This is a genomic window from Streptomyces sp. ICC1, from assembly GCF_003287935.1.
In the GTDB taxonomy this organism is placed as follows: domain Bacteria; phylum Actinomycetota; class Actinomycetes; order Streptomycetales; family Streptomycetaceae; genus Streptomyces; species Streptomyces tritrimontium.
This window is the reverse complement of record NZ_CP030287.1, coordinates 71,576-91,200: the sequence shown is the minus strand read 5'-3', so window position 1 is coordinate 91,200 and position 19,625 is coordinate 71,576. Positions and strand designations below refer to the sequence as shown.

Annotated in this window: 12 protein-coding genes; 5 read left to right on the top strand and 7 right to left on the bottom strand. The window is 70.0% G+C overall.

The genetic code is table 11. The features are described from left to right. Window positions 1–18 precede the first annotated feature (18 nt). A complete protein-coding gene (locus tag DRB96_RS00395; RefSeq protein ID WP_112446231.1) occupies window positions 19–1,218 on the top strand; it encodes a mannosyltransferase family protein in 1,200 nt (399 codons plus the stop codon). Window positions 1,219–1,232: 14 nt separating this feature from the next. Here the strand turns inward: DRB96_RS00395 and DRB96_RS00390 are convergent, their stop codons facing one another. Together DRB96_RS00390 and clpB are read right to left on the bottom strand one after the other, a co-directional pair. Continuing rightward, entirely contained in the window at window positions 1,233–1,799 is a 567-nt protein-coding gene (locus DRB96_RS00390; RefSeq protein ID WP_112446230.1) for a YbjN domain-containing protein, read from the bottom strand. Between the two features lie 216 nt (window positions 1,800–2,015). Next, window positions 2,016–4,616, bottom strand: coding sequence for an ATP-dependent chaperone ClpB (gene clpB, locus DRB96_RS00385; RefSeq protein ID WP_112446229.1), 2,601 nt, complete (start codon window positions 4,614–4,616; stop codon window positions 2,016–2,018). Between the two features lie 121 nt (window positions 4,617–4,737). Here clpB and DRB96_RS00380 point away from each other — a divergent pair, with 121 nt between their 5' ends. Continuing rightward, on the top strand, window positions 4,738–5,175 hold the full coding sequence (locus DRB96_RS00380) for a pyridoxamine 5'-phosphate oxidase family protein (protein ID WP_112446228.1): 438 nt from the start codon (window positions 4,738–4,740) through the stop codon (window positions 5,173–5,175). A gap of 199 nt (window positions 5,176–5,374) precedes the next feature. Here DRB96_RS00380 and DRB96_RS00375 read toward each other — a convergent pair whose 3' ends face one another. Next, a complete protein-coding gene (locus tag DRB96_RS00375) occupies window positions 5,375–5,686 on the bottom strand; it encodes a (2Fe-2S)-binding protein (protein ID WP_112446227.1) in 312 nt (103 codons plus the stop codon). Further along, entirely contained in the window at window positions 5,686–5,892 is a 207-nt protein-coding gene (locus DRB96_RS00370) for a hypothetical protein (RefSeq protein ID WP_112446226.1), read from the bottom strand. Before DRB96_RS00370 ends, DRB96_RS00375 begins: the two co-directional genes overlap by 1 nt. Window positions 5,893–5,995: 103 nt before the next feature. On the opposite strand from DRB96_RS00370, the gene DRB96_RS00365 reads away from it, so the two are divergent. Further along, window positions 5,996–7,009: a helix-turn-helix transcriptional regulator gene (locus DRB96_RS00365; protein WP_112446225.1), complete on the top strand. Its 1,014-nt coding sequence runs from the start codon at window positions 5,996–5,998 to the stop codon at window positions 7,007–7,009. A 79-nt stretch (window positions 7,010–7,088) separates the two neighbouring features. Here DRB96_RS00365 and DRB96_RS00360 read toward each other — a convergent pair whose 3' ends face one another. Beyond that, window positions 7,089–10,313 carry a DNRLRE domain-containing protein gene (locus DRB96_RS00360; protein WP_162688448.1) on the bottom strand — a complete coding sequence of 1,075 codons (3,225 nt, stop codon included), beginning with the start codon at window positions 10,311–10,313 and terminating at the stop codon, window positions 7,089–7,091. 371 nt (window positions 10,314–10,684) lie between these two features. Here DRB96_RS00360 and DRB96_RS00355 point away from each other — a divergent pair, with 371 nt between their 5' ends. Both DRB96_RS00355 and DRB96_RS00350 read left to right on the top strand, forming a co-directional pair. Further along, the gene (locus tag DRB96_RS00355) at window positions 10,685–17,593 is read left to right on the top strand and encodes a ricin-type beta-trefoil lectin domain protein (RefSeq protein ID WP_239515984.1); all 6,909 of its coding nucleotides are present in this window, start codon (window positions 10,685–10,687) and stop codon (window positions 17,591–17,593) included. A 4-nt stretch (window positions 17,594–17,597) separates the two neighbouring features. Further along, window positions 17,598–17,849 (top strand): hypothetical protein, encoded by a 252-nt coding sequence (locus DRB96_RS00350; protein WP_162688447.1) that lies wholly within the window; start codon window positions 17,598–17,600, stop codon window positions 17,847–17,849. Window positions 17,850–17,970: 121 nt separating this feature from the next. Here the strand turns inward: DRB96_RS00350 and DRB96_RS00345 are convergent, their stop codons facing one another. Together DRB96_RS00345 and dnaJ are read right to left on the bottom strand one after the other, a co-directional pair. Next, window positions 17,971–18,423 carry a helix-turn-helix domain-containing protein gene (locus DRB96_RS00345; protein WP_112446222.1) on the bottom strand — a complete coding sequence of 151 codons (453 nt, stop codon included), beginning with the start codon at window positions 18,421–18,423 and terminating at the stop codon, window positions 17,971–17,973. A 1-nt stretch (window position 18,424) separates the two neighbouring features. Further along, the gene (gene dnaJ / locus DRB96_RS00340) at window positions 18,425–19,618 is read right to left on the bottom strand and encodes a molecular chaperone DnaJ (RefSeq protein ID WP_112446221.1); all 1,194 of its coding nucleotides are present in this window, start codon (window positions 19,616–19,618) and stop codon (window positions 18,425–18,427) included. Window positions 19,619–19,625 lie beyond the last annotated feature (7 nt).

The window sequence follows — 19,625 nt, the reverse complement described above, 5'->3', positions numbered from 1 at the left end:
CCAGGAAAGTCGGGATGCATGGCGACGCTGTCGAGCAGCGGCATACGGACCGGGCGCGAGGGGCGCGACGGGCACGGTGAGCCCGGCGGGCGCGGCCTGCACGGCCGGGCGCCCGGCGCGCTCGTCGCCCTCGGGGTGTACGCCGCCGTCCGCGGGGCCGGTGTGCTGGCGGTCGCCGTGGCCGCCTGGTGGACCGGGCGCAGCCCCGTACGCGTGCTCGGCGAGTCCTGGGACTCCACCTGGTACCTGCGGATCGCCGAGAACGGCTACGGGCGCACCCAGATCTGGCCCGGGATCGGCTCCGTGCAGAGCGACTCCGCCTTCTTCCCGCTCTACCCCGTCCTCATCCGCTGCGCCTCCGCGGTGCTGCCCGGCTCCCTGGCCGTCGCCGCGCTCGCCGTCGCCTGGCTCGCCGCCGGAGCGGCCGCCGTCGGGGTGTACCGGGTCGGGGCGCACCTGCTGGGGGCCCGCGCCGGGCTGCTCCTCGTCGCGCTGTGGGCCGTGCTGCCGCACGCCCTCATGCTGACCCTCGCCTACACCGAGGCCCTGCTGACCGCCTTCGCCGCCTGGGCCCTGTACGCGCTGCTGCGCGGCCGCTGGGGGTGGGCGGCGGGTCTGGCCGTGCTCGCCGGGCTGACCCGGCCCACCGGGATCGCGGTCGCCGCCGCCGTGGTGGTGAGCGCCGCCTGGGAGCTCTGGCGGCGGCGGGGCCGCGCGCCCGCGGTGTGGGCCGCCGCGCTGGCGGCGCCGGCGGGCTGGGCCTCGTACGTCCTGCTGGTCGGCGTGCGCCGGGGCGATCCGCTCGGCGGGTACTTCGCCGTGCAGAGCGGCTGGGGCTCGCGCTTCGACTTCGGGGCCGGCGCGGTCGCCTCCGCGCGGCACGCGCTGGGCGGCGGGAACGTGGAGCTCGCCACCCACGTGACGGTGGTGCTGCTGGTGGCCGCGCTGGTGCTGGCGGGCCTGCTGGCGGCGGACCGCTCGACCCCGCTGCCGCTGCTCGTGTACACCGGCGTGCTGCTGGTGATGACCTACGGCGGCGCCGGGTTCTTCGAGTCGAAGCCGCGCTTCCTGCTGCCCGCGTTCCCCCTGCTGCTGCCGGTGGCGGCCCTCATGGCGAAAGCCCGGCCGCGCACCGCGGTCGTGGTGACCGCGGTGCTGGCCGGGCTCAGCTACGGATACGGGCCGTACCTGCTGCTCGCGTCCGGAGTGGCGCCGTGAGGGCGGCCTGAGACCTAGTTGGTCTCGGCGGCGCCGTCGCCGTCCTCGTCGCCTTCGGCCTTCTCGGCGGAGTCCGCCGAGTCGACGGCCTGCTCCAGTCCGAACTGCTCGACGAGCCACTTGTCGAACTCGATCGACGCGCGGACCCAGCTGACCGTGGAGGACACGAAGTGCTCCAGGTTCACGCCGGTGCCGATCAGCATCTGCGCCTCGCCGATGAGGCGGACGGAGCCGTCGTCGTGCGTGTGGCTGTAGACCTTGGGCCACAGCGTGCGGCGGTTCCAGTCGTCGATCGACTCGAGGAGCTGGGGCTTCTCGTCGATCTTGTGCGGGCGGTCGTAGAAGGTCCGCACGGAGAAGACCTGCTGCTCGTCCTCGCCGCGGAACATGAAGTACGTGCGGAAGTCCTCCCACGGCGCCGCGAGGTCACCCTCGTCGTCGACGACGTACTTGAGCTCCATCTGCTCCAGGAGCTGCTTCACGAGGTCCTGGTCGGGGACGACGGGGCCCGCCGGTCCTGTGGCCTGCGGATCGGGCTGCTGCCCTCCGAAGTTCGGAATCGAGGCCGGGTCGATGCTCACCGTGTGACTTCCCTTCGTGCGGATGCGGCCATCCTCCCCCATCGCGCCCACCCCGTGTCCACCCCCGCAGCCACGATCCGCTCCGGGCGGACAGGAGTAGGCCCGCCGTAAGGGGGACGGATGGCCGTTCAAGGGATTTTGCGCGTGCGGCGGGGGCCCAGGCCCTGGGGCCCCAGGGCCGCAGCCCCGTACGGGGCTGCGGGCGTCCTCAGGGGGTCAGAGGACCTTGCCGACCAACAGGCCTTCGCCCGCCACGTCGACGCGGACCGTGTCCCCGTCCTTGACCTCGCCGGAGAGGATCTCCTTGGCCAGCCGGTCGCCGATCGCCGTCTGGATCAGGCGGCGCAGCGGCCGGGCGCCGTACGCCGGGTCGTAGCCCTTGTCCGCCAGCCAGGCCAGGGCCGCGGGCGTGACGTCCAGGGTGAGCCGGCGGTCGGCCAGCCGCCTGGCGAGGCGGCCGATCTGGATCTCCGCGATGTGGGCCAGCTCGGCCTGGCTGAGCGCGGAGAAGACCACCATGTCATCGAGCCGGTTCAGGAACTCCGGCTTGAAGGAGGCCCTCACCACGTCCAGGACCTTGGCCTTCTGCTCCTCCGCCGCCGTGGCCGGGTCCATCGAACCCGGCCCGCTCAGGAACTGGCTGCCCAGGTTCGAGGTCAGGATCAGGATGGCGTTGCGGAAGTCCACGGTCCGTCCCTGGCCGTCCGTGAGGCGGCCGTCGTCGAGGACCTGGAGCAGGACGTCGAAGACCTCCGGGTGGGCCTTCTCCACCTCGTCCAGCAGGACCACCGAGTACGGGCGCCGGCGCACGGCCTCCGTCAGCTGGCCGCCCTCCTCGTAGCCCACGTACCCGGGCGGCGCCCCGACGAGGCGGGCGACGCTGTGCTTCTCGCCGTACTCCGACATGTCGATCCGGACCATGGCCCGCTCGTCGTCGAACAGGAAGTCCGCCAGCGCCTTGGCCAGCTCCGTCTTGCCCACGCCCGTCGGGCCGAGGAAGAGGAACGAGCCGGTCGGCCGGTCCGGGTCGGAGATGCCCGCGCGGGTGCGGCGCACGGCGTCCGAGACGGCGCGCACGGCCTCGCCCTGGCCGATCAGGCGGCGGCCCAGCTCGTCCTCCATGCGCAGGAGCTTCTGGGTCTCGCCCTCCAGCAGGCGGCCGGCCGGGATGCCCGTCCAGGCGCCCACCACGTCGGCGATGTCGTCCGGGCCGACCTCGTCCTTGACCATCGTGTCCTTGGACACCTCGGCCTCGGCCTCGGTGGCCTCCGCCAGCTCGCGCTCGAGCGCCGGGATCTCCCCGTAGAGCAGCTGGGAGGCGGTGTCGAAGTCGCCGTCGCGCTGGGCCCGCTCGGCCTGGCCGCGCAGGTCGTCCAGCCGCTCCTTGAGCTCGCCGACCCGGTTGAGGGACTGCTTCTCCTTCTCCCAGCGGGCGGTGAGGCCCCGCAGGTCCTCCTCCTTGTCCGCGAGGTCCTTGCGGATCTTCTCCAGGCGTTCGCGGGAGGCGGGGTCCGACTCGTTGTTCAGGGCCAGCTCCTCCATCCGCAGGCGGTCCACGGAGCGCTGGAGCTCGTCGATCTCCAGCGGCGAGGAGTCGATCTCCATGCGCAGCCGGGACGCGGCCTCGTCGACGAGGTCGATGGCCTTGTCGGGCAGGAAGCGGGAGGTGATGTACCGGTCGGAGAGGGTGGCCGCGGCGACCAGCGCGCTGTCGTTGATGACGACCTTGTGGTGGGCCTCGTAGCGGCCCTTGAGCCCGCGCAGGATCGCGATGGTGTCCTCGACGGACGGCTCGGCGACCAGCACCTGCTGGAAGCGCCGCTCCAGCGCCGGGTCCTTCTCGATCCGCTCGCGGTACTCGTCGAGGGTGGTCGCGCCGACCATGCGCAGCTCGCCGCGGGCCAGCATGGGCTTGAGCATGTTGCCCGCGTCCATGGCGGAGTCCCCGCCGGCGCCCGCGCCGACGACGGTGTGCAGCTCGTCGATGAAGGTGATGATCTGGCCGTCGCTGGACTTGATCTCCGCGAGGACGGTCTTGAGGCGCTCCTCGAACTCGCCGCGGTACTTGGCGCCGGCGACCATCGCGCCGAGGTCGAGGGAGACGAGCCGCTTGTTCTTCAGGGACTCGGGGACGTCGCCCTTGACGATGCGCTGGGCCAGGCCCTCGACGACGGCGGTCTTGCCGACGCCGGGCTCGCCGATGAGCACCGGGTTGTTCTTCGTACGGCGGGAGAGGACCTGGACGACGCGCCGGATCTCCTGGTCCCGGCCGATGACCGGGTCGAGCTTGCCCTCGCGGGCCGCGGCCGTGAAGTCGGTGCCGAACTTCTCCAGGGCCTTGTACTGGCCCTCGGGGTCGGGGGAGGTCACCCGCCGCCCTCCTCTTGCGTTCTCGAATGCGGACAGCAGCTTCTTCGCGGTCGCGCCCTGGTCGGAAAGGAGCTCGCCGGCCGCGCCGCCCTTGGCGGCCAGCGCGATGAGCAGGTGCTCGGTGGAGAGGTACTCGTCGCCGAGCTTCCCGGCCCGCGCGTCGGCCTCGGCCAGTACGGCGAGCAGCTCGCGCGTGGGCTGCGGGGGCGCGACCGTGGAGCCCGTGACGCTGGGCAGGGCGGCGAGCAGCCGCTCGGCCCCGGCCCGCACGGCGACCTGGTCTGCGTCGGTCGCGGCCAGCAGGTCGGTGATGTTCTCGTTGTCCTCGCCGGCGAGCAGCGCCAGCAGCAGGTGCGCGGGCGTCAGGTCCGCGTGCCCGTCCTTGACGGCCCTGCTGGTGGCCGCGTTCAGCGCGTCCCGGCTCCTGTTGGTCAGCTCGGCGTCCACGGGCGGCTTCTCCTCTCCCTGCGGTCAGTGCGCAGCTTGCCTGCTTGCGTGTAGTTCACACGCATAACCTGCATAAAGTTGAGTCTATTCCACTCAAGGCCGAAGATCGTACCCTTCGCACATGCCGGCAACCACCACAGCCCATGACGTACTCAACCCGACGCCCGAGTACCTCGCCTTCTGGCGGGAGCGGCACGTCTGCACCCTGACGACCCCGCGTCCCGACGGCTCGCCGCACGTGGTCCCGGTGGGCGTGACGTACGACCCGGAGGCCGGGCTGGCACGGGTGATCAGCAACAAGCACAGCAAGAAGGTCCGCAACGTGCTGGCGGCGCAGGACACGGGCGCCGTCCCGCGGGACGGGGTCCGGGTCGCGGTGTGCCAGATGGAGGGGCGCCGCTGGGCGACCCTGGAGGGCCGCGCGGTGGTCCGTACGGACGAGGCCTCGGTCGCGGAGGCGGTACGGCGCTACGCGGAGCGGTACGGGCGGACGCCGTCGCCGAACCCGGACCGGGTGGTCATGGAGATCACCCTGGACCGGGCCATGGGGCGGGCGTAGGCGGGCACCGGGGGGGGTACCAGTGGGCACCGGGGGGTGCCGGGCCGGGCGGCCGGCGGCGGGCATCACGGCCCGCGCGACCTTGTCCGGTTCAACCACTGGACACGGACATCACAACGACGCCATCGTGGTCAGGTCCACGATGGCGTCGCTGTGTGGGGGTAGCGCCTGAGCGATCTGCGACGACGGGGGAATCGCTTCAGGCACTGCGGGGGGTGGCTGCGGATTCGGGCTCGAATAGCTGATGATCACGCTGGTCCAGATTGACGAAGACCATGCCGTACCGGATTTCGCAGCGGACGGGCTGCGGGGCGCCGCGCGGGCGACGCAGACACCGGTAGGCCCGGACGTCCTCGTCTTCCTCTCGCACGACGATGATCGGCTGACCGAAGAGGGTGACCTTCAACGAGTCACCGGCATAGGGAATGGCACTGGTGAGATCGATGAACTGCCAGCCTGAGCGGTACGCTGAGGCCATCTCGCGGCGGAAGCCGCTGTCGTCGGGGGTCATCAGTCCCAGCCAAGGTCGTGGGTGGATGCGGCGGAGGCCGTACCGAGCTCGTGGGGAGTGGTGTCCCAGCCGAGATCGGGCCTGCCTATCGTCCCCGCTGTCGTCTCGGTGCCCCCCACGTCCCCGCCGACGGCGCTGACTGCCCCAAAGACCGCAACGGCGGAGAACCCAATGGCAAGTACCGAGCGAAGCATTCTCTTGTACATGGTCGGCTTCGTCCTCACTTGATGGAAATCTTCTCCCCCGCGTGTCAGACGATGGCTCATTCGGGCACGTCACTGCCACAGGGACGATGCATCATGTTCTTGCATGTTCAGGACCCTGGGGGGTGGAGATTTGCCCAGAAGCGACACAAAACCGACACATCCCCACCCCGTCACGTCCATGTGCGCCGAGGGGACGCGGCTCTACACGGCGGCGCTGAGCACCGGCCGGGTGGCTCGGACCGAGGTGGAGCACGCCCCCTGCCTGCTCGAATTCGCTCTCCTGAGACCCGACCCGGATGACGCGAACCAGCTGCGCGCGGTTCCCCCGTCCGTCGCACTCGCACAACGACTGCACCCGCTCGAACGGGAAATTCAGGACCGGCGCCGGGACACCATAGATCTCACCGACGCATTCGAGCCGTTTCTGACCATCAGCGCCCAGAGCCCCTCGAACACCCACGCCATCACCGTGCTGGAGGGTTTCGACCAGATCCACGCCGCCCTGGACCTGGCCACCGCCGAGTGCCACACCGAGGTGCTGACCGTGCAACCGGGCGGGGCCCGGTCCACGTCCGTCCTCACCGAGGCACTGGAGCGCGCCGCCCCCCTGGTCAACCGCGGGGTCCGGATCCGGACGCTCTACCAGCACACGGTGCGGCACAGCCAGGGCACGCTCGCGTACGTGGACCGGATCTCCGCCGGGAAGGTGGAGATCCGCACGCTCGAAGAACTGATAGAGCGTCTCATGATCTTCGACCGCACGGTGGCCTTCATCCCGACGAGCGACGACCGCCGCACGGCCCTGGAGCTGCGCCACCCGGGGCTGGTCGACTACCTCATCAAGGTGTTCGAGCAGCTGTGGCACCGCGCCGTGCCCCTGACGGCGGAGGTGACGTACCGGCACACCCCCGGTGGCATCTCCGGCGTGCAGCGCTCCATCGCCCAGCTCCTCATCGAGGGGCACGTGGACGAGGCCATCGCGCGCCGGCTGGGGATGAACGTACGGACCTGCCGGGCCCACATCGCCAAACTGGCGGCCTCCCTGGGCAGCGGCAGCCGGGCCCAGCTCGGCTTCCTCATCGCCCAGTCCGGAATCCTGGAGGACCACGACCTCTGAGGAACGCGAGCGGCGCCCCGCCCCGGCTTCTCGGCCGGGGCGGGGCGCCGCTTCGTGGTGCGGTCGTCTTCGGCTCCCGCTATCCGATGCCGAGGAAGGTGTGCCAGTTGTCCTCGTCCCGGCCGGCCGGTCCGCCGACGACGGCCGCCCCGCCCTGGATGAGCCACTGGTTGCCGGTGGTGCCGACGCCCCAGATGTCGGCGATCCCGTCACCGTTGGCGTCGGGGCTGCCCAGGACGCGCGGGTACTCGGCGCGGCCCCATCCGGTGGTGGCGTACGTGTGGTCCACGCCGCCCTCGGCGTTCGCCGCGAACTGCAGCGAGGTCAGATCGGCCCCGCCGTTGACGCCCGCCTTGCCCTTGCGCAGCGCCAGACCGCGGTTGGCGTTGGCGTTGTCGCGGAAGAGCAGGTCGGGGATCTTGTCGCCCGACACGTCGCGGACGCCGACGATGTCACGGGCCGCCCAGCCGGTGGCCATCTTCCGGTACGAGGCGAAGCTCGACCCGGTGTAGCCGGAGAACGCCCAGAAGCCGTCCGCGTCCAGGGCGAACAGGTCGCCCAGGCCGTCGCCGTCGATGTCCTCGGTGACGACGATCTGCCGGAAGGTGGCCGGATCGGGCGCGCTGATGGGGAGCTGCATCTCCTGGCGGCGGCCCACGTCGAACTGGCCGGTGCCGGTCCCCGGGTAGATGTACATCTTCCCGTCGGGCATCACCGCGATCAGGTCGGTCAGGCCGTCGCCCGGGTGCCAGTCGGTGGCGTGCCCGATCAGCGCGGCCTTGCCGGTGGCCGCGTCCTTCCAGTAGCCGGGCGCGACCGGCTTGCCGTTCTCCACGGCGCCCGGGATGAAGGCGTCGGTGTCGCCCTGCTTGTCACCGGCGTAGGTGCGCAGGTTGCCGTCCTTGTCGATGGCCAGCAGGTCGGGCGAGCCGTCACCGGTCACGTCGCCGGGGGTGTCGGTACCGGGGCGGGCCTGGACGTAGAAGAGGTACTCGGTCGGCACGGAGATGTTGCCGGCCTTGTTGACGGTGCGGACGTACAGGACGTTCGGTCCGGCGGTGTCGACCTGGAGCTTGATGGAGGCCAGGTCGTTCTGCCACGGCGTGACCTTGTTCTCCCAGGTGGGGTGGTTCAGGCTCCACTGGTACTCGCGGATGTCCGCGGCCGCGGTGCCGTTGCCGAGGACCTCGATCAACTGGTCGGGAGTGCTCGCCGGGTTCAGGCTCCACTCGGCTCCGTCGGGTCCCGGCGCGGGGAAGTGGGAGGAGCGGACGGCCGGGTTGGCGGGCGCCGTGTGGTCGATGGTGAAGGTGCACCAGCCCGGGGAGCCGGAGTCGGCCGGACCGGAGCCCGGCGACCACCATCCGTCCGCGTCCTGGGCGCGCGCCAGCCAGTAGTACTTGCGGCCCGAGGTGAACTTGGCGAAGGGCACGCTGCGGGTGACCACGCCTGAGCTGTTCACCTGCATCCACTCGTTCCAGACGTTCGCGCCGCTGACCGCGTCCCAGACCTCCAGCTGCAGCAGCTTGAGGTTGCCGTCGCGGTCGCTGCCCTTGATCTGGAACGACACGTCCGTCTTGCCGATGCTCGTCCCCGTGCCGCTCGTCAGGCACGGGCCACCGGGCGAGGTGCTCATGTTCGTCGCCACCGGGGTGTCCGGCCGGGAGTTGTACGTGATCTCGATGTACGGGGCGCTCTCACCGTTGGCGAGGATCTTCTTCCAGTAGTACGAGTCCGACTCGTTCGGCGCCTTGAAGCCGAGCGCCAGCTGCGTCCAGCCGCTGCTCGCCGCCTGCGTCACCAGGCCCTTGATGTCCGGGGCCACCCAGTTGTCCGGGCACGAGGAGTTGTAGCCGTAACCCGCGTCCTCTTCCGCGACCTTGTTCCCCCACCAGCCGGTGGTGTTGTTCCAGTTCGACGACGAGGTGACCAGGTGCGTCGAGTAGATGTCCATCTTCTTGCGCGAGCACGACCACGAATAGGTCTGCAAGGCGCGCACGGTGGCCGTCTGGATACCGGCGCCGTGCAGCTCATTGCCGAAGGCGAAGTTGAAGATCGAACGAGAAGTGCCGCCGGAGTCCGCCTCGTATCCGACACGGGCCTCGTTCGTGCCCGACGCGTTGTAGTTCTGTCCGTTGTAGAAACTGGTGCTTCCCGCCGTCTTGTAGAGCAGCGACCAGGCGTTCTTGCGCCCCTTGAACGAGGGGTCGACGAACACCGGGAACACGGTGTCCGCGGCGTTCAGCAGCGTCGTATCGGGCTTCAGCGACAGCGTGCCCTCCGCGAAGGAGGCCGCGGCGACCGAGAGGTGCGCGCCCTCCGCGCCCGCCAGGCCGGGCAGGCCCAGGGTGGGGTGGTCCTTCGCGGCCGCCGGGGCCTTCCACGCCGGGACGTCGTCCGTGGTGCGGACCTTGCCGGAGGAGTCCCACATGAGCGGGGACGGCGAACCGGCGACCTCTTCGCCCTTGTCGTCGCGCGCCGAGAGCGAGCCGGACTCCGCGTCGAGCTGGAACGACAGGTCGGGCGAGGCGAGCCGGTAGTTCAGCTCGGCCAGCAGCGGGTCCGCGGCCGCCTGCTTGTCCTTGACCACGAGGAGGTGCGAGTAGCCGCCGTCCTGGGCGGTCATCAGCAGGTCGATGCCGGGGCGCACGTTCTCGTACAGGGCGCGCGGGCCGTCGACGACCGGCTCGGGCAGCACGCCCGGCCAGCTCACCGTCATCTCGTGCCCGTCCACGCCCAGGCGCACCAGCTCCGTCCACACCTGGCCGGGCGCGTCCACCGTCAGGGCCGATCGCACGACGCCGCGCGAGGCCCGGTCGTCGCCGGCCGCGGCGCCGGCGGTCCCGGCCGTCCCGGCGGTCCCGGCGCTGAAGACGACGCTCCCGTTGACGGCTTTGGCGGCGTAACCGGCCGCGGTCTTGCCGAGGTTGGTGTCGATGGACTTCCACTGGTCGCCCACCTTGGCGCGCACCGCGGAGCTGGAGATGTTCTTCCTGAACACGCCGTCGGGCTGCGCCCAGGTCGTCGTGTTGGAGCTCCGGTCCGCCGTGACCTCGACGTCCTTGCCGCTCTCCGCGGCCCGCTCGCGCGCCTCGGACGCCGTGACCGGGGCACCGGCCCCCCGGGCGGCGGGCTTCTTCCCCCGGTCGCCGTCCCCGCCCACCTGCACGCCGACCGGTACGGCCACCGCCAGCGCGAGCAGCGCGGCCATTCCGCCCATATTCCGGCGGCGCCGGAACCACCGGGGTTTCGGTGGTTCGTCGGCCACGACCGCCACCTCGGTCTCGGAATCGCTGACAAGCATTTCTACTTCTCCCCCTCGGGCGCCAAATCGAACGCACGCATTCCACTTTGCCGTTTGATGACAAAAGTGCGACCCGATCATGGACTATCCATCGGCGCAAAACACCCCCCAACTGGCCGACTTCCAGAGGCCGGTGACACTGAATCACCCGGTTTTCACCAACATATGAATCTCATTGAGTGATTAAGGCCACTCCAACCCCGGTTGCGGTGGACTTCGGCCGACCAATCCCTCCAAGATCTGCTGGCAATTTGTCAATCCTTTGCCGTCCGGGTGTCCGATAACCGGACGGCAGCGGTATGGGGGGAAACATGTCGCCCTTTGCGGCGCGTAATTTGCGCCTGCCCGGAAACGGGAAGGCGCGCAAACACATGGCACGCACCGGAGTCACGCTCTCCGTGGTGCTGCTGGCCACTCTGCTGCCGGCGCAGGCCTGGGCGGCGACGCCCGGCCCACGCTCGGGAGTCCAGCTGCCCGACCTTCAGGCCGATCTGAAGGCCAAGCTGGACAAGGTCGAGGCCGCGAAACTGGAGGGCTGGGCGGGCGCCCCCGGGCAGCCCCCGGCGGGGTACGAACCTTCCAAGGTGACGCCTCCGGCGGCCGGTTCGGCCGACGTCGCGCTCAGCGCCGGCAGCGGAACCGCCCTGGTGAAGGCGGGCACGCTGCCCATCAGCATCGGCAAGGCCTCGCCCACGGAGAGCAACCCGACCCCGCCCGCCCCATCGGGCACCTGGGCGGTGTCCGTCGAAGCCCGCACGGCCACGGAGGCCGCCGGCCTCGACGGCGCGATCATCAAGGTCACGCCGCCGGCCGAAGGCTCGACCCCGGTCGACGTGCAGCTGGACTACAAGCAGTTCGAGGACCTCTACGGCACCGAGTGGTCCACGCGTCTGGAGCTCAAGCAGCTCCCCGCGTGCTTCCTGACGACGCCTCTGGTTCCCGAGTGCAGCGCCGCAAAGCACATCCCCAGCACCAACGACCCCGCCACGGGCACCGTCCGCGCGACCGTCGATCCGGCCACCGCGCCGGGCCAGGGCATGCGCACCATGGCCGTCGGCGGCGGCGGTCCCACCGTGCTGGCCGCCACGGACTCCGCTTCCGGCGCGGGCGGCACGTACAAGGCCACCTCCCTCTCCCCGTCCGGCACTTGGACGGCCGGCGGCAGCGGCGGCGGTTTCTCCTGGAGCTACCCCCTCGGTGTCCCGGCGCCCCCGGCGGGCCCGGAGCCGAAGATCTCCCTGTCCTACGGCTCCCAGGCGGTGGACGGCAAGACCTCCGTCGCCAACGGCCAGGCCTCGTGGATCGGTGACGGCTGGGACTACCACCCGGGCTTCGTCGAGCGGCGCTACCGCTCCTGCTCGGCCGACCTGAAGAACGCGCCGAACAACGACAACAGCACGGACAAGAAGAAGAACGACCTGTGCTGGGCCGGCGACAACATGGTGATGTCGCTCGGCGGCAGCAGCACCGAGCTGGTCCACGACACGGCCACCGGCGCCTGGATCCCCGCCAACGACGACGGCTCCAAGGTCGAGCGCAAGACCGACGCGAACGTCGCCAACGGCGCGAAGGACGGCGAGTACTGGCAGGTCACCGCTCGCGACGGCACCAAGTACTTCTTCGGCCGCCACGACGTGGACGGCGCCGGCACCCGGGCCGTCACGGACTCGGTCTTCAACGTCCCCGTGTTCGGCAACCACACCGGCGAGCCCTGCCACGCGACCGCGTTCGCGGACTCCTCCTGCAAGCAGGCCTGGCGCTGGAACCTCGACTACGTCGAGGACGTCCACGGCAACGCCCTGATCATCGACTGGAAGCGGGAAGAGAACCGCTACTCCAAGAACGAGAAGGTCAAGGAGAAGAACAAGGACCAGGTCGGCTACATCCGCGGCGGCTACCCCTCGCAGATCTCCTACGGCCTGCGCTCGGACAACCTCTCCGGCCCCCCGGCCGCCAAGGTCGAGTTCACCGTGGCCGAGCGCTGCAAGGCGGAGGGCGCCACGAAGTGCGAGGACGCCGAGTTCACCTCGAAGAACTACGAGCTCAAGCAGCCCTGGTGGGACACCCCGTCCACGCTGAACTGCACGTTCACCGATGAGACCTGCTACGTCTCGGTCCCCAGCTTCTGGACCCGCAAGCGCCTGACCGGCATCACCACCTACGGCCAGCGCACCGAGGGCACCACCGACCTGTCCAAGGTCGACACGTGGACGCTGGACCAGTCGTTCCCCAAGCAGCGCACCGACACCCACCCGCCGCTGTGGCTGGAGTCGATCACGCGCACCGGCTACGGCACGAAGAAGGACGAGAACGGCAACCAGCTCAGCGCCTCGCTGCCGGCCGTCTCCTTCCTCGCCAACGTCCAGGACATGCCCAACCGCGTCGCGAAGAGCGCCAACGACGCCACCCCGGACTACGACCGCCTCCGTGTGGAGACCATCCGCAACGAGACCGGCGGCGAGGTCTACGTCGACTACTCCGCCCCGTGCGCGGTCGGCACGACCCACCCGAAGCCCGAGGAGAACACCACCCGCTGCTTCCCCAACCACTGGTCCCCGGACGGTGAGCTGGAGACTCCGCCGCTGGAGTGGTTCAACAAGTACCTCGTCGACAGCGTCACCGAGAAGGACCGCGTCGCCCGGCAGCCCGACGTCACCACCAGCTACACCTACGAGGGCGCCGCCGCCTGGGCCAAGGACGACGACGAGTTCACCAAGCCCGAACTGCGCACCTACAACCAGTGGCGCGGCTACGCCTCGGTCGTCACGACCAAGGGCGTCACCGCGAACGCGGGCATGGCGGACGCCACCGAGCAGTCCCAGTCCCGGAGCCGCTACTTCCGCGGCATGTCCGGCGACGCGGGCCGCGCGGTGATCACCGTCAAGGACTCCACCAACACCGAGACCCTCGGTGAGGACCTGTCCCAGTACCAGGGCAAGGTCGCGGAGACCATCACGTACACCAAGGCGGGGGCGGGCGCCACGGTCGCCGGCCGCGACCTGACCTGGTACGAGTTCAAGAAGACGGGCTCGCGGCCGCGGGACGGCACCACCCCCCTCGAAGCCTTCCGCGTCGACACCTCGCGGACCGACGGGTACGAGGCGATCAGCAACGGCGGGATGCGCCTGACGCGTGCCACCGACACCTTCGAGCCCACCTACGGCCTGAAGACCACCGCGCAGACCGAAGTCATGACCTCGAACGGCTCCGGCGGCTGGACGGTGAACGACCAGAGCTGCACCACCACCGAATACGTCCACAACACGGCCAAGCACCTGATCGGCCTGCCGCAGAAGGTCCGCGCCACGTCCGGCACCTGTGCGCAGGCGGCCACGGGCACCGTCCTGTCCAACACCCGCACCTCGTACGACGCCCTGAACGCCTTCGGCACCGCTCCGGTCAAGGGCCTGCCCTTCCAGACGGACACCCAGGACGGAGCGGGCACCGGCTGGATCAACACGGGGCGCTTCGAGTACGACGCCCTCGGCCGCGTGGTCAAGTCCTACGACCCCGCCGGCAACGCGCTCAGCACGACGTTCACCCCGGCGACCGGTCCGGTCTTCACCCAGACCTCAACCAACACGCTGACCCACAAGTCGTCCACGAAGTTCGACCCGGGCCGCAGTGCGGTCCTGGAGGTCACGGACCAGAACAACCGCAAGGTCACCACTCAGTACGACCCCCTGGGCCGTACCTCCGCGGTGTGGACGCCGTCCCAGAACCCGGCCATCGACAAGGCCCGGCAGACCTTCGAGTACCAGATCACCGAGCACGACCCCCCGGCCGTGACCTCTCGCACCCTGCGGGACAACGGCACCTACGAGAGCTCCATCGAGATCTACGACGGCCTGCTGCGCCCGCGTCAGACCCAGACGGAAGCCATCGGCGGCGGCCGCGTGGTCAGCGACAAACTGTTCGGCGAGAACGGCACCGTCCGCCGGGCAAACAACGGCTACTACGCGGTGGGGGAGCCGGACAAGAACATCTTCGTCCCGGAGACGGACTTCCACGTCCCCAACGCCACCGTGACCGCCTATGACGGTCAGGGCCGCCCGGTACTCAACACCACGCTGTACGAGGGCACTGCGCACCACTCCGACGTCATCACGCACGGCGGTGACTGGACCATCACACGCAGCGGGATGTCCGCCAACGGTTCCGCTCCGCTGGCGGGCAGCCAGGCCACCAAGACCTGGACCGACGTGCTGAACCGCACGACGCTGGTCCAGAAGTACACGGCCACCGATCTGACCACCTGGAACGACACCGCGTACGCGTACGACGTGCGCGGCAACCTGAGCAAGGTCAGCGACTCGGTCGGCAACGACTGGACGTACTCGCACGACGCCCGTGGCCGCTTGGTCGCATCCACCGACCCGGACATGGGCAGTGCCTCGTTCGGCTACAACGACCTCGACCAGGAGATCTGGGCCGAGAACGCGGCCGGCAAGCGGACCTACAGCACCTACGACAAGCTCGGTCGCAAGACCGAGTCGCGCGAGGACACCGCGACCGGACTCCTGACGGCATCGTGGACCTACGACACCCTGACCGGAGGAAAGGGCAAGCCCGTCTCGGCCACGTCGCACGTCAACGGGGCGGCGTACAAGACCGAGACCACCGGCTACGACAGCGAGTACCGCCCCACCGGGACGAAGCTCACCATCCCCGACACCGCCGCCACCAAGGGACTGGCCGGCACCTACGCCTACACCAGCACCTACACCCCCACGGGCCGGCTGCAGTCGACGACTCTTCCCTCAACCCCGGGTGGCCTCGCGGCCGAGAAGCTGATCACCCGGTACAACGCCGACGGCCTGCCCGAGACCATGTCGGGCCTGTCCTGGTACACGGCGGACACGGTCTACAGCCCCTTCGCCGAGGTCCTGCGCACCGCGTCGGGCAAGGCCCCTAACCGGGTGTGGACGACCAATCTGCACGACCCGAACACCGGTCGCGTCACACAGTCGATCTCCGACCGCGAGACGCCGGGCGATCACCGGCTCTCGGCACTGTCATACACCTATGACGTGGTGGGCAACCCGACCTCGATCACGGACACCCGGCCGGGTGGCTTGATCGACCGGCAGTGCTTCTCCTACAGCCCGATGGGCCAGCTCACCAAAGCCTGGACCGGCAAGACCGCCGCGTGCACGGGGCCCTCGCTCAGCGACGTCACCGCCGGCCCGGACGGTGACGGGTACTGGCAGGAGTACGAGTTCGACAAGATCGGCAACCGCACCAAGCTGGTGAACCGCAACCTCACCAACTCGGCACTGGACCAGACGTCGACGTACACCTACGGCGTCGATCCCCCCGGCGGCAGCCAGCTCCTGTCCAAGACCCGGCCCCACGCCCTCACCAAGGTGGAGAGGAAGCAGGGCACCACGCTGCTCTCCCAGTCCACCTACGAGTACGACGCCACCGGAAACACCAAGACCCGGAAGATCGACGCGGACACCCAGACCCTGAACTGGGACCGCAGCAACAAGCTCACCTCGGCCACCAGCCCGGGCATCGGGGCCGTCTCCGTCACCGGCCTGGCCGGCAAATGCCTCGACGTGGCCGAAGGCTCCAACGCGGACGGCACCGCCGTCCAGCTGTACCCGTGCAACGAGACCCGCGCCCAGCAGTGGCGCCTGACCGGCGACACCGTTCGCGCGCTCGACAAGTGCCTCACCGCGGACGGCCTCTACGCCCGCCTGTCCACCTGTGACGGGAGCCCCAAGCAGAAGTTCACGTACCGCGCCGGCGACAAGTCGCTCTACAACGCGGCGGCCAACGCCTGTATCACCGTCCCCAACGACAACCCGGTCGACGGCAACGACCTGCACGTCTTCACCTGCACCGCGAACGCCGCCGCCCAGCAGTGGACCTTCACCGACAGCACCACCACCTACATCTACGGCGCGGACGGAAACCGCATCATCGAGGAGACCGGCAGCAGCCGCACCCTCTACCTCGGCGAGACCGAGGTCACCGTCAACAAGGCCGGCGAGGCGGTCGACGCCGTCCGCTACTACGGCAGCGCCGGCGCCCCGACCACGGTGCGCCAGACCCGCGGCAGTGCCACCGCCCACAAACTGACGGTCCTGCTGGCCGACCACCACAACACCGCCACCATCTCGGTCGAGCAGAAGACCGGGCAGCCGGTGACCCGGCGCAAGTCCGACCCGTACGGCAACCAGCGTGGTGCGATGGCCACCAACTGGTCCGGCAGCCGCACCTTCCTCGGCACCGGTGTCGAGGACAGCACCACGGGCCTGACCCACATCGGCGCCCGCGAGTACGAACCGACCACCGGACGCTTCATCTCCGTCGACCCGGTCATCGACATCACCAACCCGCTCCAGATGAACGGGTACAACTACGCCAACAACAACCCCGTCTCGCAGATGGACCCGACCGGGCTCGAAAGCTGCTACGGACACGGGTACTGCGGGGGCGGCGGCGGAACCAACGGAGGGTACTACGAGGACGAGCCCGACGATCCAGAGGACGTCGAGCCCGTGGAAGCCGCCGTCACTGTCACCGTCGACAGCTACGGCGACACCCACCTCAACGGTGGGCGCCTCCCGTCCGCGAAGGAACTGGCAGTCCGCTACGCGGGGGACAAGAAGACCTACCAGGAGCGGCTGAAGTTCTGGCTGAGCACATCGCGGTGCTTCAACATCGACAGCCAGGACTCCTTCTGCGACGGCGCTGCGGCTCTCGGCCTGTTCTCGTACGAGAGGTCCCCCGGGGCGGCTCTCGTCGGCGACTTCCTCCTGCTCGTCATCGCCCCCGACGCGGCCGCTTGGGTGGCCTGTGCCACCCTGTCCGCGAAGGGCTGCTTGACCGCTGCGATGGACCTGCCTTGGGCGAAGTGGGCCAAGGCGATCAAGATCATCGGTGAGGCGAGGAGGATGGACAAGGCGATCGCCTTGGACAAGGCCGGCCCGCCGAAGCCACGAGCCGCCGCTGCCGGAGCGGAGGACTTCATCAAGCTCAAGATCATTGCCAAGCGCTACGGCGGAAAGAGCCTTGACGATGCCTTCGGCAAGGGAAAGCTGTGGGGCAACAACAAGAAGAGGACTAGCCCCGACGGGGTGCCGGGCAACGAGGACCTCATGAACCCGGAGCAGCTCGCGAAGGTCAAGAAAAACTACCTTCGCCGGGACATCGAGGCTGTCCGCGACGGCTACCGAAAGATCGCGAAGGACTCCAAGGATGCCGGCCGCGAAAACCCGAGCGCCAAACCCCGGGCGGACTTGATGGACTACTACCTGGAGAACTGGTGACCAAGTGCCGACTGTGAAATTCATCGTCCAAGCCGGACCGAACACCCCGCTCACGGTCCAGTTCGAACCCCAGGGAACGGAATTCGAACTCGCTCCCGGTGACTACCTCACCGTCGAATGGCCCGTTCCCGGGAAGGGCGGGCTGCTGGGTGGAGTGACCCACGAGCCGGACCGCCTGACACTCAGCGAGCCCGAGGGCGGCACGGCGCGGCTCTGGAACTCTCGCGGCAAGGAACTCCCGGTCTTCGGCTACTAGCCGAGGCCCAGCGGAGGGCCCCGAGTCCGCATGGCAGTCCCGTAAGCGAGAAGGCCCCGCCCGGATCATCCGGGCGGGGCCTTCTTCGTGCGTGCTGCGCGCGCGTGCGGGCGGGCCGCGCTCAGTCCAGGGGGCGCTTCGGGGTCGGGCGCCAGACCACCAGGGCGCTGCCCGGTGCCGGGGCCTGGTACGGGACCAGGTCGCGGCGGTACGAGGCGTGGACCTGGGCCTCGCGCTGCTGCAGGACGGCGGCCGCGCCGTCGACCGCGCTGGAGAGTTCGGCCACGCGCTGCTGGAGCGCGGCGACCTGGTTCTCCAGCTCGATGATCCGCTTGATGCCAGCCAGGTTGATGCCCTCGTCCTGCGACAGGGCCTGCACCGTGCGGAGCAGTTCGATGTCGCGGGCCGAATAGCGCCGGCCGCGCCCGGCCGTGCGGTCCGGCGAGACCAGGCCGAGGCGGTCGTACTGGCGCAGGGTCTGCGGATGCAGGCCCGAGAGCTGGGCGGCCACCGAGATCACGTAGACCGGGGTCTCGTCCGTGAGCTGGTAGTGGCTCCTGCGGCGGCCGTCCATGTCATGCTCCCTTCGCGGACTCGAACAGCGCGGAGCGCGGGTCGTGCGACGCCGTCGCCTCGCGGTACAGCTCCAGGGCCTCGCGGGCCTTGTCGTTGAGCTCGGCCTCGGCCGGGACCGCGACCTCCACCGTGACGAGCAGGTCGCCGCGGGTGCCGTCCTTGCGGACCGCTCCCTTGCCGCGGGCCCGCATCGTACGGCCGCCCGGGGTGCCCGGGGGCAGCTTCAGCGTCACCGAGGGGCCGTTCAAGGTCGGAACCTTGATCTCGGCTCCCAGCGCCGCTTCCGCGAACGTCACCGGGACGGTCACCGTCAGGTTGTCGTCCTTGCGGCCGAAGACCGGGTGCGCGTCGACGTGCACGACGACGTAGAGGTCGCCGGAGGGGCCGCCGCGCTCGCCCGGAGCGCCCTTGCCGCGCAGCCGGATCCGCTGGGAGTCGGAGACCCCCGCCGGGATCCGGACCTGCATGGTCCGGGAGGACCGGGCCCGGCCGCTGCCCTTGCAGACCTCGCAGGGGTGCTCGGCGATGAGCCCGCGGCCCTTGCAGTCCGCGCAGGGGTCGGTCAGCGAGAAGCCGCCGCCGCTGCCGCGCGAGACCTGGCCGGTGCCGACGCAGGTCGGGCACACGCGGGGCGTGCCGTTCTTGTCGCCGGTGCCCGAGCAGGCCTTGCAGGGCGACTGCGAGGACATCCGGAGCGGGACCGTGGCCCCGTCCACCGCCTCCGTGAAGGAGAGGGTGACCTCCGACTCGATGTCCTGGCCGCGCCGCGGCTGGACGCGGGTCCCCGCGCCGGCGCTCGCGCCGCCGCGGTTGAAGAGCCCGCCGAAGACGTCGCCCAGGCCGCCGCCGAAGCCGCCGCCCGCGCCGCCCGGCTGCTGGCCTCCGAAGAGGTCGCCGAGGTCGAAGTTGAACGAGCCGCCGCCGGCCCCGCCGGGGCCGGGGCGGAAGCCGCCGTTCCCGAAGAGGGCGCGGGCCTCGTCGTACTCCTTGCGCTTCTTGGCGTCGCCGAGGATGTCGTTCGCCTCGGAGATCTCCTTGAAGCGCTCCTCGGCCGAGGCGTCGCCCTTGTTGGCGTCCGGGTGGAACTCGCGGGCGAGCTTCCGGTACGCCTTCTTGATCTCGGCCTCGGTGGCGTCCTTCGGGACACCGAGGACCTTGTAGTAGTCCTTCTCGACGAAGTCCTTCGTGCTCATCCCCGGT